Source organism: Turicimonas muris, assembly GCF_002221595.1.
GTDB classification, from domain to species: Bacteria; Pseudomonadota; Gammaproteobacteria; order Burkholderiales; family Burkholderiaceae_F; genus Turicimonas; species Turicimonas muris.
On the sequence record NZ_NHMP01000002.1, the window covers coordinates 418,182 to 432,195 of the forward strand.

The following is a 14,014-nucleotide window of genomic DNA, read 5'->3' on the forward strand; positions in this document are numbered from 1 at the left end:
TTTTTGTTGTTTTTTGGAAAAAAACAGCAGGAAGTCAGTAAACAAGAGGGTTTGTGATAAAAAATTTATAAAATTTGTTGCAAATTAGCGTATAGTTGGACTGTTAACTATGTTCAAACCTTCAAATAACCGTCGTAAAGGGGAATTCCAATGAACAAGACTGAAATGATTGATGCGATTGCTGAACAAACTGGCCTGACAAAAGCCGATGTTGCAAAAGTTCTCAACGCATTTGTAGAAAAGACAGTTGAAACTGTAGCAGCTGGTGGTGAATTCACAATCATTGGCTTCGGTTCCTTCAAGTCTGCTGTCCGCAAAGCACGTGAAGGCCGCAATCCTTCTACAGGCGCTGTTATTAAGATCGCTGAAGCCACAGTTCCAAAATTCGTAGCTGGCAAGAAGTTCAAAGATGCGGTCAATGTACCTAAGAAATCAGCTCGTAGAACTAAGAAAGCTGCTAAGAAATAAGAATTAATTTATTCTGTCAAGAGCTCTCGAGTTAAACCGAGGGCTTTTTCTTTAGAGTATAAGAAAAATTCCTTAAATTGCATAAAAATGATGAAAGATAGAACGGGGCGCCTTCAATTTTCTTTTTTCCTATATAACTCTTTATTTATGTCCATATGCTTATCTATCTGTTCAGGCAGATTCGTAAGTGTTGTGGATACAGAAAGTTGGAGCTGGTTCAATTTTGTTTATTTTTATGCCGTAGCTTTTTCCCTTTATTTTTTTATAACTTTCCTTGTTCAACTGTTGTTGACTGGAATTTTCAATATTTTTAAGTTAAGAAAAACCGTTATTGTTCTTTCTCTTTTGCTTGATGCCGTTATTTTGATTCTTTTCTTAGCTGATACCTTCGTTTTTAATCAGTTTAGATTACACATCAATTTAGCCATGTTAGAAATGACATTCTTGGGAGGAGGTCAGATCGTCTCTTTCTCGCCCAAGATGCTCATAGAAATTTTCGGACTTTCAGCTGCTTGTGTTGCAGCAGCCGTTTTATGTGTCTTTTTAGCCGTGAAACTTAATAAAAGCAAAAGATTTGCTGTCACTACTTTTGTATTCTCCTTGCTCCTTCTAATAATTACCAACGGCATTCACGGCTTTGCTTTTGCTACACATAAACAAAATTATGTTGAAGTGAGTGAAATGCTCCCTCTCAATAAGCCCTTGACTTTTAGCAAATTGCTTATAAAGACTGGGATTCTGACAAAAGAGGAAGTTTACTCAACTGAACTTCCTGGGAATGGAAAGAACAAGAAGATGAACTATCCTCTTCATCCGCTTGTTTGTAAAAAAAATGGAGAGGATTTCAATATTCTCTTTCTTTTCGTTGATTCTTTAAGGGCGGACATGCTCGATAAAGAGTACATGCCGAATACCTATGAAATTTCTAAGGAAGGAATTGTATTCAAAGATCATATTTCCGGAGGCATAAACACCAGACACGGAATCTTTACATTGTTTACGGGCCTCCCGGGAAGTTATTGGTTTAAAGCTCTGTCTACAAAGACCCCTTCTATATTAGTTCAAGCTCTTGAACAGCGTGGCTATTCTATCGGAGCTTTTACCGGCGCGGGTTTGACCATGCCGGAGTTTAATCAGACTATATTTGCAGGCGTTAAAGACTTAAGACTGTCATCAAAAGGGAACAACGTTATAGAAAGAGATCTGGACGCTATCCGAGATTTTGAAAAATGGGCTGAGGAGAAAAAAAATAAAGGGCCGTTTTTTGGTTTTATCTTCTTAGATAATGTACATTCTGCTGCTTTCCCAGAAGATACAGAGAACACGTTCTATGAACCATATTGGAAACAAATAAATCACTTGGAATTGAACAACGATTTTGATCGAGAACCTTACTTTAATCGTTATAAGAATGCTGTTAGATTTGCTGATAGGAATATAAAAAAACTAATTGATTTCTTAGGAAAAGAAGATCTTCTGAACAAGACGATCATAGTGATAGGGGCAGATCACGGAGAAGAATTTAACGACAATAAAAAGAATTTCTGGGGGCACAATGGGAATTTCACAACATATCAAGCAAGAGTTCCTCTCGTTATTTTATGGCCCGGGAAACAAGCTGAAGAGGTTGGTTACAGAACTTCAATGCTTGATATAGCTCCTACGCTACTAACTGATGCTTTAGGATGCGAAAATCCAATAGAGGATTATTCTTCTGGGGCATCTCTCTGGAGAGATTCAAAACGTAAATTTGTGTTTGGCAGCAATTACAGCAATGATGCCTTTATTGAGCCGGAAAGAATAGTCATTATTAACAAGGCAGGAAGCTTAGATTATCGTTTGCCCAACAACGACAAAGCATCAGATAGAGATGTGCCCTCTTATTGGAAAGAGGCTCTAAAAGAGATGACTAAATTTCTTAAATAAGTCTAACAATCACTTTTTATTAGCCCATTAGCACAGAAGCTCTCTTTGTGCTTTAAGCGATATGAGAGCTTTTCCCAACTGGGACCTTCCTTTGCTTTATTCCCTTCTGGATGGTAAAGATGCAGGACTGCGGTTGCGAAGTTTCCAGACTTTCTGTAAATTTTGTTGTTTATCATTCTGACTGCGAAGTCTGAGTCCTCAAACCCCCAGCCGACGAAATCTTCATCAAATCCATTGACGGCAAAAATATCTTTTCTCCAGGCTGCAAAATTACAGCCCCTCAGCCTTTGCCATTTTTGTGGATAGAGTTTTCTCAAGAAATCAAGCCGAGGGAAATTTATACCCGATATAGCCTTATTTATTTCTTTATTCCTCTTAAGCCTAAATAGCGTTCCTAAAGAGGGAAAGGAAAAATCGTTAGCTGCCAGAATTTGTTTTGTAAAAGATGGGGAGGCTAAAATTCGATTACCCGTAACAAAAAAACCAGGCTCTGCAAGTTTTCTATGGTTTGCAATAAATTCTGGGTTAGCCAAACAGTCACCATCTAAAAAAACAATATAGTCCCCTCTTGCTTGACGAAGAGCATTGTTCCTCGACGCACTTAGTCTGAAACCTAAGTCCTCTTGCCATATATGTTTGAATCCAAATTTAAAAAAAGACCTGTAAGAGTTAAGGAGCTCTCTAGTCTCGGCCGTACTTCCATCGTCAGCAACTAATAACTCGAAATCCTTATCATTCTGTTTCATTAACGATTGTAAGGACTTTTCCACAGCGTCTGGCCGGTTGTAAGTAGAAAGGATTAAACTTAACTTCATAGTAAGAAGAGCAACTCTGAGTAGAATAAGTAAATGTACCAAAAATTTTAAAGAGTAGGAATTTAAATTGACGACAGGAACAGACAAAAAGCTTCCAATTTCAGTGGTCATCCTGGCTAAAAACGAAGAAAAAAATATTGAAGATTGCTTAGAATCCTGCAAATTTGCCAATGAGATAATCCTCATCGATGATGGTAGTTCAGATCGAACTGTGGAACTTGCAAAAAAGTTTAATGCAAAAATATTTGAGCGTTCTCTGAACGGCGATTGGGGAAGTCAACAAAGTTTTGGTATTAACCAGACCACTCAGCCTTGGTTATTACTTCTCGACTGCGACGAACGTATAACGTCTAGTCTGTATCAGAGCATAAAAGACGTAATTGGAACTGGTGAAAAAAAGACTTATTTGATCCAAAGAGAAAATCACTTTAAACACTATCATGCTCAACATGGTACCTTAAGGCCAGATTGGGTTCAGAGGTTCTTTCCAAATGAAGGAATCAGAGTTGAAGGCTTTGTCCATCCTAAGATCATTTCTTCCTTTCCCGAGAAGAAACTTCAAGGAAGAATGATTCACTTTCCATACGAGAACCCTGATCAGTACTATAGAAAATTGAATCAATATGCAAAGCTTAGTGCTGAAAAATATTTTAAAGAAGAAAGAAAGCTTTCTTTCTTTAGAGATATTGTGCTTAGGCCTGCGTGGGCAGCATTTAAGGTTTATTTCATAAATTTAGGATTTCTGGATGGAAAGATTGGGTTTATTTTTGCAGCCAATCACTATTCATATACTCTTCAAAAATATATAAGATACTATCTGCTTAGGCATTCCGGAGGGAAATTTTGATGTTATCCCCAGCTTTTCGTTCTAAACAACGCAGAAGTATATTTAAAAAATTTTTAAGACTTTTTGGACTCCCGGATTTTTCTCAAATTTATCTTTTTTCTGATGGTCTATGGAAGAAAAGGAGTTTCTCATTTTCAAAAGATGGGGAGGAAATATTTGACGATGTTTATTCGATATATTTCAATAGTCGTTTCCTCCTTTTAACTTCTTCTTTTCAATCTCTTAGAAAAAACATGGATAGCAGAAGTAAAAGAATTTTCATTATTGGAAGTGGTCCATCAATTGCTAAGCAGAATCTTAATGTTTTGAAAAATGAAGAAGTTATTCTTCTAAACGGAAGTTGTATTCTAATCAAACAGCTCGCTTTAAAAGAAGCGACACTCGTTATCTCAGATGATTCGTTTATACAAAAAAGAAGTCGTTTGTTGAATGAAGTGCTGAAGTATGTTCAAGAGAGTGGGAGCAAGATTAGATTATGTTTTTCCTTTAGAGTTCTTCGGGCTTTTCTTAAAGAAAAAATTCTCCTTCCGGAGGGCGCAAAGATTTTTCTCTTTGAAGAATTACTTCCCGACGTGGTCGTACAAAGTCAAGCATCTTTAAATATTTATGATTACAAGCAAAGGATTGAACGTAATGACGTTACCATGAAGATATTCTCTTCCTTTGATAAGGCTGGAGTCTTTCACTGCGGTTCGGTTATGACAGTCGGAATTCAAATTGCGGCTTTTCTTGGTTATGAGGAAGTATACCTTTTAGGATTTGATATAGGAAATTCCAACCAGCCTCGATTCTATGAAAAGGAAGGGGACCAAGTTAGGAGTGGGTTGCTAGCCGATTATGAAACCGGGATCCTTCCATTTATGTTATTAGCTTCGGCTTGGTTTATGAAGAACAATCGAAAAATTTTTAATTGTTCTCCATCTACTTTACTTCCTTATGAAGTAGTTCCGTATCTTGATTTTGGCCTTTTTTCAAATGAATAGAATTTATTATTTCTAAAACTTTAGAGACATGGTAATGGACGGAGAGATCATAGTTAAACTTGGTTTTATCATCTCTTCCTCTTATTATCGGGGAGCGATTTTTGATCGCAAGTTCTATTTGAGTTCTCAGACTTTCTATACTGCCAGCCTCGAAAACATACTTGAATTTGTTTTCGATTATTTCGTTGCTTCCAAGCTTATTAGATGCGATTATTGGTGTGCCAGAAGCGATACTTTCAACAGCAGCTAAACCAAAAGGCTCATAATTGGAAGCTAGGATTGAAAAGTCAGCAGCTTGATAAAGTTCTTCAATGTTATTGGAGTAACCGAAATATTCAACATTTCTGATTGGGCGATCAATTTTTTTACCAACCACTAAAAGAATTACCGGAAGATCGCTTTCTGAGAAATATTGAGCAAGGAGATCTAATCCTTTTCTCTTATGGCTAGAAGAAACGAACAGAAAATATAATTTCTCAGGGGACAAACCCAATTTTTTTCTTAAGTTTGCTTTTTCATCTTTAGAAACAGGATGAAATTTTGCATAAGATATTGGGGGATAAAGTACGCTTATTTTCTCGGAAGGTACTCCATAAAGCCTCATGAGTTCATCTTTCATTAATTTTGAATGAGCGACGATAAATTTAGCTGAATTATTCTGAGATGTTTCTATTTTTTCAATAACTCTGTCATAAAGAGTTCTACGTCCCTTCGATAAAACAAATCCTTTATGAGTGCCTCCACACATAACGATATCTGAGGCCGAACATCTGCAGCAACCAATTAAAATATCAATTCCTAACTGTTTCTTAAGTTTTTTAACTTTCCAGGAGAAGTAAAGATCTTTTAATATCCTTGGTAGCCAAGTGACATTTATCTTGACGGGACTTACATTATTAAGAAGCCTCTGTTCTGGATCAATTCTTTTCGTAAGAATGACAGGTTTGGACTCTAAATAAGGTAAAAGAGCTTCAACTAACTGTAATGTGTAGGTCTCCATTCCTCCATCATTTTTAAAACTATTACAGGCTATTCCAATTTTCATTTTGATTTCTTAAATATAAAGATAAAGGGAAAAGTGCTCCTACCCATAACCAATAAAACTTCATTACAGCTGAATGCCCTAAGTTATATTCTGTTAATCCCTGAAGAAAAAGACAAAGAGTTGATACAAAAATCACAACATAAATGCCTTGTTTAAACTTAGTAAAATTTCTGAAGCTATTTAGAAGAAGGAAGCCAAATAAAAGCAGGTATCCAATAAGTCCAGACAAACCACTTTCTCCTAAGAGTTGAAATATATTGCTGTGAGCTCTGGTTAGATTTCTTTCTTTTGCGTTGTTATCTATATATTTATTTTTATATTGGTCGCCATACGCGCCTAGACCCACTCCAAAAAAAGGATGATCTTGAAACATTTTGTAGGAACTTTTCCACAAAAGTATTCGTTCTGATTTCAAATAAATTTCTGAAGAAGTTAGGGTTTTCATTCGGCTAGAAACTTCTTCTGAGGTATATAAAGATCCCACACCAATACTACTTGCAATACAGAACACTATCAGTAAGCTCTTAAAAGAGAACTTAAAGAATAAAAGCATTACGATAAAGCTGGCCCCAACAGCAAGCCATGCTCCTCGAGTGCCATTCAAGACCAGCAAGACTAAAAACGCAAAACAAAAAGCAATACAAGCTACTTTCTTAAAAAGAATATTTTCTTGCAATGCCTTGTAGAAGAAAAAAGGCAAAACAATGCATGCGAAGCCAGCATAGACCATAGGGTGACCAAAGAATCCAGTCACTCGGCCACCAAATTTAGGTAGAGGATCAATAAAAAGACAGGCGATGGAGTCGACACTAAAAGAAACAACTAAGGAAAAAAATACTAGAAAGTATGGCCTCCAGTTTTTAAAACTTAGCAAAAGAACTAAAAATAAAACCCCTCTCATTAGATAAGTTCTGGACCACACCCCTAGGGCTATGAAGATGTCAGGGCTGGTGAGAACTGGTAAAAACTCTAAAATAGCGTAAATTAAGTAAATCAAAAAAAAGATTTGAAATCTTTTGAATCTCGTCTTAATTTCCTGAGGATTTTTGATTAAGTAGAGAACAAAAAAAAGATAAACAAGGATCTGAAATAAGTTCGAAACCTTAACTTGGATGCATTGAAAAAATGCACAAAGACAAAAACAAAGGAGTAGAGAACTTTCCAAGAAATTTTGTCGTTTAAAAAAGTTTGAGAGGTTCATTTTATTTCCACAGATTATCCATCCAAATGTTGAGAACAGAGAATGTCCATAGTTGAGATCTTCTCGCTTTCCCCGTTGCATTACGCCGTTTTGACTCTTACAACACATAACCAAAAGTCTCTTTAACTATTTCTAAATACTCACCCAGTAAAATGGTTTTTACTAGTCTTTTAGTTTTTCAAGGATTGCCGGAGCAATCAAAGTACTCCCATATGAAGTTAAATGATTTTCATCTCTATAAACAGCTTTACCATTATTTACGAGAGAACAATAGCCATTTTTACAAACTATATTAGTAGGATCTATAACTTCCACATTTGTAAATTTTGAAGAGATCCCCTTGATGATTTCGTTTACCTTAGAAGTAGCAGCAGTTGCTTCTTTTTGGCTTACACCACATTTGTCTAAAGAGAAGATAGGTCGGTAACAAGAGTAGACAGTAAAGGGAAATTCTGGTGTATTCAAAATAATCATCACATTTTTTTTGTGAGTTTGCAGTTGCTTCAACCAATCGGTCATAAAAAGTTTAAGAGCCTCCTCACGTTTTGTATAATCGTTCGGCTCAACCCTATTGTCGTTGAGCCAGCTGTATAGGCCTGGTGAATTCAAAAAAAGATTCCATCTAGATGCCAGAATTACAGTTTTAATCTTCGGATCATTAAGTATCTTGTCGAAAGCCTTATCGAGCATAGATTGTCCCTGTCCTTTTTTGATGTAGTTTGGCTCTGCTGTAACCTCAAATACGTTTTTAATCGCGGGCGTTCCTTTCATCCCCAGAAACACAATGCCTTTCGAGGTGCCCGCGAAAAGGCCTCTTAAGAGGTGCCTGCCATGTGAGTCCCCTAAAATTGCAATCTCGGCAGTTTTACCTTTTTCTGCGTAGCAAAAAGAATAAGCATCAAGACTTCCTTTTCCATATTTCTCTAAGCAATAGTCGGTGGTATGGGGGAAATTGTTATCTGCGCTCTCCAAGACTAATTGTTGTGCCTTATCCAGCCGTTGTGGAAGTCCTTTCATAAGGCGAATAGTCGTTCCAGAAGCAAATACAAAAAAAAGAATTACAGACAGAGAAATGGAAAGTCTCAAAGTCGCCTTCATTTTTCTTATTGGATTTTCAACAAAGAAATAACTAATAATTGCGATTAACAAACCAACAAAGATAAGGATAATCCTTGCTCCAAACCCCGGAATATCTCCCCCAAGAATGATTCTGGAGAAGGCTAAAGGTGGCCAGTGCCACAAATACCAGGTATAACTGATCAAGCCAACGAAAACTACTAATCGATGTGAAAGAATGGATTTATTAAAGATGGAGTTTTGGCCTATTAGGATCAAGAGAGTTCCAAGAACTGGAAAAAGAGTGATTATTCCAGGAAACTTGTCTTGTTCATTTGTTATAACTAATCCAATAGTGACTAACAAAATGCCTGAGAAGGATGACAAATTTTGCTTGGCTAAAGATAAAATAGATAAAAAGTTATTTTTATTTATATAAAAAGCTAATAATCCACCACATGCGAGTTCCCAAAAACGCGTATGGAGAGAATAAAAGTTCAAAATAGTATTATCTTTAAAAAAATAAACGGAAAAAAATGAAAGAAGGGTTAGGATGACTAAAGCTGAGACAAGTTTTTTAATTTTGAAAAGAATCACGCATATTAAGGGATAAAAAATATAGAACTGTTCCTCAACGGCTAATGTCCATAGATGCATCAATGGCATCATTTCTGTAGCTTGATCCCAATATCCCCCTGTGCTTTTAATGAGGTAAATATTTTCTCCGAAAAAAGCTCCCCAACAAATCTGACGAACCAATAAGCGTAATTCAGGAGGGGCCAAAAGTATGCATCCAGCAATTGTGATACCAATTAAAAGAAAAATTAATGCTGGAAAAATCCTTCGAATTCTTCGAAAGTAAAAATCGGTGAATGAAAAATTTTCTTTTTCTAATTTTTTAAAGATAATTCCAGAAATTAGAAAGCCTGAGATAACAAAAAAGATATCTACGCCAATAAATCCGCCAGGAAAAAACTCGGGAAAAGTATGAAAAAATACTACGGTCAAAATAGCGATAGCTCTTAGACCGTCGATGTCCGGACGGTAATTATTTATTCTTGGAGGGGAATAAAACATGTCTCTCAGACCATATGGTTTTTGGAAAATCTTCTTAGAATATTTAATGGAACAGTGAGTAGAAATAGTCCTGTTCTTTTTAAAAGTTTTGAAATTATAGTAAAGTGTCTCTAGTCCATACCTATTCCTAAGAATGATATTCTTTATTTCCCAAAAATTTTAATGGTAATTTCTAGATAAAAATAAATAAAGCTCTTAATAGGTTGATCGTTGGAAACCTAGAGTGAAAATGGTAATAAGCGTTAATGAGTTAGGTCAATTTGTTGCTTAAAGATCTAGAACTCATTCAGAAACTGGAGTTTTAATAGATGTTTAGAGTTTATTTCCTCTTCTTTATGTTTTAAGGTCTTAAAAGTCTAATTTTTACCGTGAATTTTTATAATGCGGAATGGATAAAAGGCAGAGGACCGTTAGATTTTCTATTCAAGGTCCGCAGAGCCCAAACTTTAATGGGGCCGAAATGCTGATTAACCTAAAATTTGAGAAATGTTTCATATGCACATTGTGAATTTGAAATAAGATCTGCCTGTACAGAAAAGCAAGTTGATTAAATGTTAAAAATTACAGTGATTGGAGCCGGCAGCTGGGGTACAGCTTTGGCAGTCATTTTGTCCAAGGCCGGGAATCAAGTCAAAGTATTAAGTTTGACCAAAAGAAACTTAATCTCACTTCGTTCCGGATACCATCCAAATTTTGAAGGGCTGCTCCTTCCAAAGGAAGTCGAATTTACTCAGAGTGTTGAAGATTCCCTCGTTAACGCTGATATTGTAATTTTTGCTGTTTCTTCAAAATACTTGCGCCCCTCTATTGAAGTAGTAAAACCTTTTATTAAAGAAAGTCAGCTCCTAATCTCGGTCATTAAAGGCTTAGAGCCGCTTACGCTTCTCGTCCCTTCGCAAATTATTCAAGAGGCTTTCCCTCATAATTCTGTTGCTGTTCTATCCGGACCAAGCCATGCCGAGGAAGTAATCAAAGGGGAGCCCTTCGGTATGCAATTAGCATCCGTAGATTTGCGAGCAGTTGAATTAATTCGAAAAGCTTTCAATAAAGCAAATGTTTATCTTCCGGCAACAGATGACTTGATAGGAACTCAGCTGGGAGGGGCTCTCAAGAATATTATTGCAATTGGATATGGGATTGCACTTGAACAAGGTCTCGGAACTAACTTTTATTCCATGCTGGTCACAGCAGGTATGGCAGATTTGAGAAATTTGGCAGTGGCTGGAGGAGCGGCCCCCGAAACTCTAATGGGACTTGGTGGCCTGGGAGACCTCATTACAACTATCGGCAGTCCGTACAGCAGAAATAGGAAATTCGGCCAACTATTAGGCAGCGGTATTTCTGTTGAAAAAGCTCTCCAACAGGTTGGGATGGTTGTTGAGGGCGTAAATGCGATGGAAGGCGCATTAGAACTTGCTCAAGAAAAACAAGTCTCTATTCCGGTTATTAATTTCATAAACAACATCATCAAGAAGAGAATTTCGCCAACCAAGATGAAAGGACTCGTTCAGCTTCTTAAAGGCACTTACTAAGGAGGCAGAGGGCGCTCGTTTAGTAGGCACCGGAATCTTTGGACAGGAGTACTCGGACGGTTTTTACCAGCATGCTGATGTCAAGCCAAAGATTCCAATTTCTGACATACCAAGCATCAAGCCGAACTCTTCTGTCATAAGAAGTATCTGAGCGGCCGCTCGTTTGCCAAAGCCCTGTCATTCCCGGACGAACCATCTCGTAATCAGAAAAGTAAGTGCCATATTTGCAGACTTCAGAGCGCGTTATAGGACGAGGCCCGACAAGGCTCATGTCACCGATAATGACATTGAATAACTGAGGTAATTCATCTAAGGAGGTTTTTCGCAAGAACATACCAACCCTAGTCACTCTCGGATCATTTTTGAGTTTTTGTTCTCTTTCCCATTCAGCTTTCGCAGACGGATTTGAAGCTAGGTAAGCGGCAAGCTTCTTATCCGCATCTTTCACCATGGAACGGAATTTGTAGCAGGGAAACATCTTTCCGTGTCTTCCTAACCGCATATGGGCGTAGATTGCAGGACCAGGGCTGGTCGCTTTAATAAGAATAGCAATTACCAGAAGGAAAGGAAAGATGAGAAGGGTTCCAATGACGGAAACGACCAAGTCAAATACCCTTTTAACAAATTGGTTGTACCAACGGGAAAGATTATTCTTGACGGATAAAACAATTAAGTTTTCGGAATAAAGACGATGCAGTTCCATATTGGATACCGGCATCTCTTCGGTATCCGGAACAAAAGAAACGTTTTTTACCAAAGGAAAAAGCTCATCAACTAAAAGATTAAGCTTCTTAGGGTCCATCTTCGGAGCAAGAATCAAAACATTCTGAACGCCGGTTCCTTTGATAATTTCAGTGGCTTTTGATGTTGGACCGAGGATCGGAAACTTCCCGCTGAGAGCTTTTCCTTTTGGATTATCATCGATTAGGCCAACGACTCGGATGCCGAAAAATACATTGGACGTTGTGTAATTTAAAAACTTCTTAGCTGTCTCATCTGAACCAATCATAATTGTCGGTTCTAAAAATAATGAGTACCTGTTTAGGAGGTGCCTCATCACTAAGCGCCCGACACAGACAAAAGAAAATACGAACGTGCCTAATAAAGTCACAAAAAGTCTGGATACAACCGGAGCCTTTCCTGCTAAAAATAAAATGACGATGTAAACAACAACGGAATAAAGAACTGACCAGAAAGTTCTTCTTATCATTTCTCCGATGGAAAGGAGACGAATATAAGTTCGGCCCCAGTGGAGAAACACAATAAAAATTAAAGGAACAAACAGGAAAAAATAAAAGCTGTCTAAGTCGAATTTGTCGTGCGTATGTCCTAATGTCTGTAGGATAAATTCTCGAAATTCAATTGCAACGCATTCAGCGAGAAGAATAGAACAATAATCAACAGCCAGCATAATTACTGGCTGAATGAAAGTACTCCATCTCTCTGAGTCTTTTATTTTAGGTATAGGCATTTAATAAGGTTCGGTTGTTGCTAAGTATGATTTTACCTTAGTGTCGGTGTTTTCTCTGATTTGTCGGTTCTCGAATAAGTTTTAGTCATTCGAAGGGTCTCCTTTTCAGTTCTTCAGAAAGAAAATACAATTAGCCGGCATGAAATTAGAGATCGAATATGGCAGCAAAATCAAAAAATAGAACTTACTGGGTTTGTTCTGAGTGCGGGTATGACACCGTGAAATGGTTCGGGCAGTGTCCGTCTTGCAAAGCCTACAACACGATGAAGGAGTTCAAGGTGGCAGAGCCCTCTCAGAATCGCTACGCGAGAGCAGAAGAAGATTCTCAGCCAGCTCATTTGGCCCTTGCAGGAACTAGCGACATTTTGGACCTTTCGGATGTAAAAGCTGAAGAAGTTGCACGCATTCACATTGGATTCAGCGAGTTAGAAAGAGCACTCGGAGGAGGATTTGTTCCCGGTTCGGTAGTTCTTATCGGTGGAGATCCTGGCATTGGTAAATCAACCTTATTGCTTCAGTCAATGTGTAAAATGGTTGGCCTCGGTCAAGTTTGTTTGTATGCGAGCGGTGAAGAAAGTCCGACGCAAGTTGCTTTACGAGCAAAAAGGTTGGAAGTCGATACCAAGGGATTGAAGTTCGTTAGCGAAATTCAACTGGAAAAGATCGAGAGTATTATTGAAAGCCAGCAGCCTCAATGGGTTGTGATCGACTCCATTCAAACCATGTTCTCTGATGCGCTTTCTGCAGCTCCCGGTTCGGTCTCACAAGTGAAAGAGTGCGCTGCTCGATTAACTCGCCTAGCAAAACGAAAAGGGATCGGCGTGATTTTTGTTGGCCACGTAACTAAAGAAGGTGCAATGGCGGGCCCTCGTGTTTTAGAACATATGGTAGATACAGTCCTCTACTTCGAGGGAGACACCGAATCAAACTATCGTATCCTTAGAGCTTGTAAGAACAGATTTGGTTCCGTCAACGAAATCGGCGTATTCGGAATGACAGATAAAGGGCTCAGAGGCGTTAGAAATCCTTCTGCTTTATTCCTTGCTGAAAGAAGGGAAGGCGTATCCGGAAGCGTAACCTTTATCAACTTGGAAGGAACGCGGCCCATTCTCATTGAAATTCAAGCTCTGGTTGATAAATCAATGCTGCCAAATCCAAAACGTTTGACGGTAGGTACTGACAGCCAAAGATTGACCATGCTTCTGGCGATTCTTCACAGACATGTGTCATTGGCGACTTATGACCAGGACGTCTTTTTAAATGCCGTCGGAGGTATAAAGATTACCGAAACGGCAAGTGATTTGCCGGTTTTGATTTCTATTGTTTCTTCTATGACCAATCATGCTGTATCTAACAAAACAGCCATGTTCGGCGAAGTAGGGTTGGGCGGGGAAATTCGTCCGGTTTCCAGAGGCCAGGAAAGAATTAAAGAGGCTGCAAAACTTGGATTTACGAGAATTATTGTTCCGAAGAAGAACAAAGTTGCTGAGTTGCTGGGAGTTGAAATCGTACCGGTAGAAAATTTAAGAGAGGCTGTGAAAGCCGTTTTCGGCTCTCAAGTCTCTCAAGCAGAATCTTTTGATTCTTAATTTC

General features: G+C 38.0%; 11 protein-coding genes. 6 read left to right on the forward strand and 5 right to left on the reverse strand.

Annotation, left to right across the window (positions count from 1 at the left end):
* The first annotated feature begins 150 nt into the window (after window positions 1–150).
* Window positions 151–468, forward strand: coding sequence for an HU family DNA-binding protein (locus ADH67_RS05205; protein WP_066592035.1), 318 nt, complete (start codon window positions 151–153; stop codon window positions 466–468).
* Window positions 469–558: 90 nt separating this feature from the next.
* On the forward strand, window positions 559–2,394 hold the full coding sequence (locus tag ADH67_RS05210; protein WP_066595679.1) for a sulfatase-like hydrolase/transferase: 1,836 nt from the start codon (window positions 559–561) through the stop codon (window positions 2,392–2,394).
* A 2-nt stretch (window positions 2,395–2,396) separates the two neighbouring features.
* Here the strand turns inward: ADH67_RS05210 and ADH67_RS05215 are convergent, their stop codons facing one another.
* Entirely contained in the window at window positions 2,397–3,395 is a 999-nt protein-coding gene (locus ADH67_RS05215) for a glycosyltransferase family 2 protein (RefSeq protein WP_084081447.1), read from the reverse strand.
* Here ADH67_RS05215 and ADH67_RS05220 point away from each other — a divergent pair.
* Window positions 3,277–4,056, forward strand: coding sequence for a glycosyltransferase family 2 protein (locus tag ADH67_RS05220; protein WP_201415715.1), 780 nt, complete (start codon window positions 3,277–3,279; stop codon window positions 4,054–4,056). The two genes, ADH67_RS05215 and ADH67_RS05220, sit on opposite strands and share 119 nt — an antisense overlap.
* Window positions 4,056–5,039 carry a hypothetical protein gene (locus ADH67_RS05225; protein WP_066592036.1) on the forward strand — a complete coding sequence of 328 codons (984 nt, stop codon included), beginning with the start codon at window positions 4,056–4,058 and terminating at the stop codon, window positions 5,037–5,039. The genes ADH67_RS05220 and ADH67_RS05225 overlap by 1 nt, the downstream gene beginning before the upstream one ends.
* Here ADH67_RS05225 and ADH67_RS05230 read toward each other — a convergent pair.
* The 3 genes from ADH67_RS05230 to ADH67_RS05240 form a co-directional block, all read right to left on the reverse strand.
* A complete protein-coding gene (locus tag ADH67_RS05230; protein WP_066592038.1) occupies window positions 4,978–6,084 on the reverse strand; it encodes a glycosyltransferase family 4 protein in 1,107 nt (368 codons plus the stop codon). The two genes, ADH67_RS05225 and ADH67_RS05230, sit on opposite strands and share 62 nt — an antisense overlap.
* The gene (locus tag ADH67_RS05235) at window positions 6,062–6,985 is read right to left on the reverse strand and encodes an O-antigen ligase family protein (RefSeq protein WP_158212627.1); all 924 of its coding nucleotides are present in this window, start codon (window positions 6,983–6,985) and stop codon (window positions 6,062–6,064) included. The genes ADH67_RS05230 and ADH67_RS05235 overlap by 23 nt, the downstream gene beginning before the upstream one ends.
* Before the next feature lie 462 nt (window positions 6,986–7,447).
* Window positions 7,448–9,418 (reverse strand): acyltransferase family protein, encoded by a 1,971-nt coding sequence (locus ADH67_RS05240; protein ID WP_066592042.1) that lies wholly within the window; start codon window positions 9,416–9,418, stop codon window positions 7,448–7,450.
* A gap of 551 nt (window positions 9,419–9,969) precedes the next feature.
* Here ADH67_RS05240 and ADH67_RS05245 point away from each other — a divergent pair.
* Window positions 9,970–10,950: an NAD(P)H-dependent glycerol-3-phosphate dehydrogenase gene (locus tag ADH67_RS05245; protein ID WP_066592045.1), complete on the forward strand. Its 981-nt coding sequence runs from the start codon at window positions 9,970–9,972 to the stop codon at window positions 10,948–10,950.
* A 19-nt stretch (window positions 10,951–10,969) separates the two neighbouring features.
* Here the strand turns inward: ADH67_RS05245 and wbaP are convergent, their stop codons facing one another.
* Entirely contained in the window at window positions 10,970–12,421 is a 1,452-nt protein-coding gene (wbaP, locus tag ADH67_RS05250; RefSeq protein ID WP_066592047.1) for an undecaprenyl-phosphate galactose phosphotransferase WbaP, read from the reverse strand.
* Window positions 12,422–12,579: 158 nt separating this feature from the next.
* On the opposite strand from wbaP, the gene radA reads away from it, so the two are divergent.
* Entirely contained in the window at window positions 12,580–14,010 is a 1,431-nt protein-coding gene (gene radA, locus ADH67_RS05255; protein ID WP_084081448.1) for a DNA repair protein RadA, read from the forward strand.
* The last annotated feature ends 4 nt before the right edge of the window (window positions 14,011–14,014 follow it).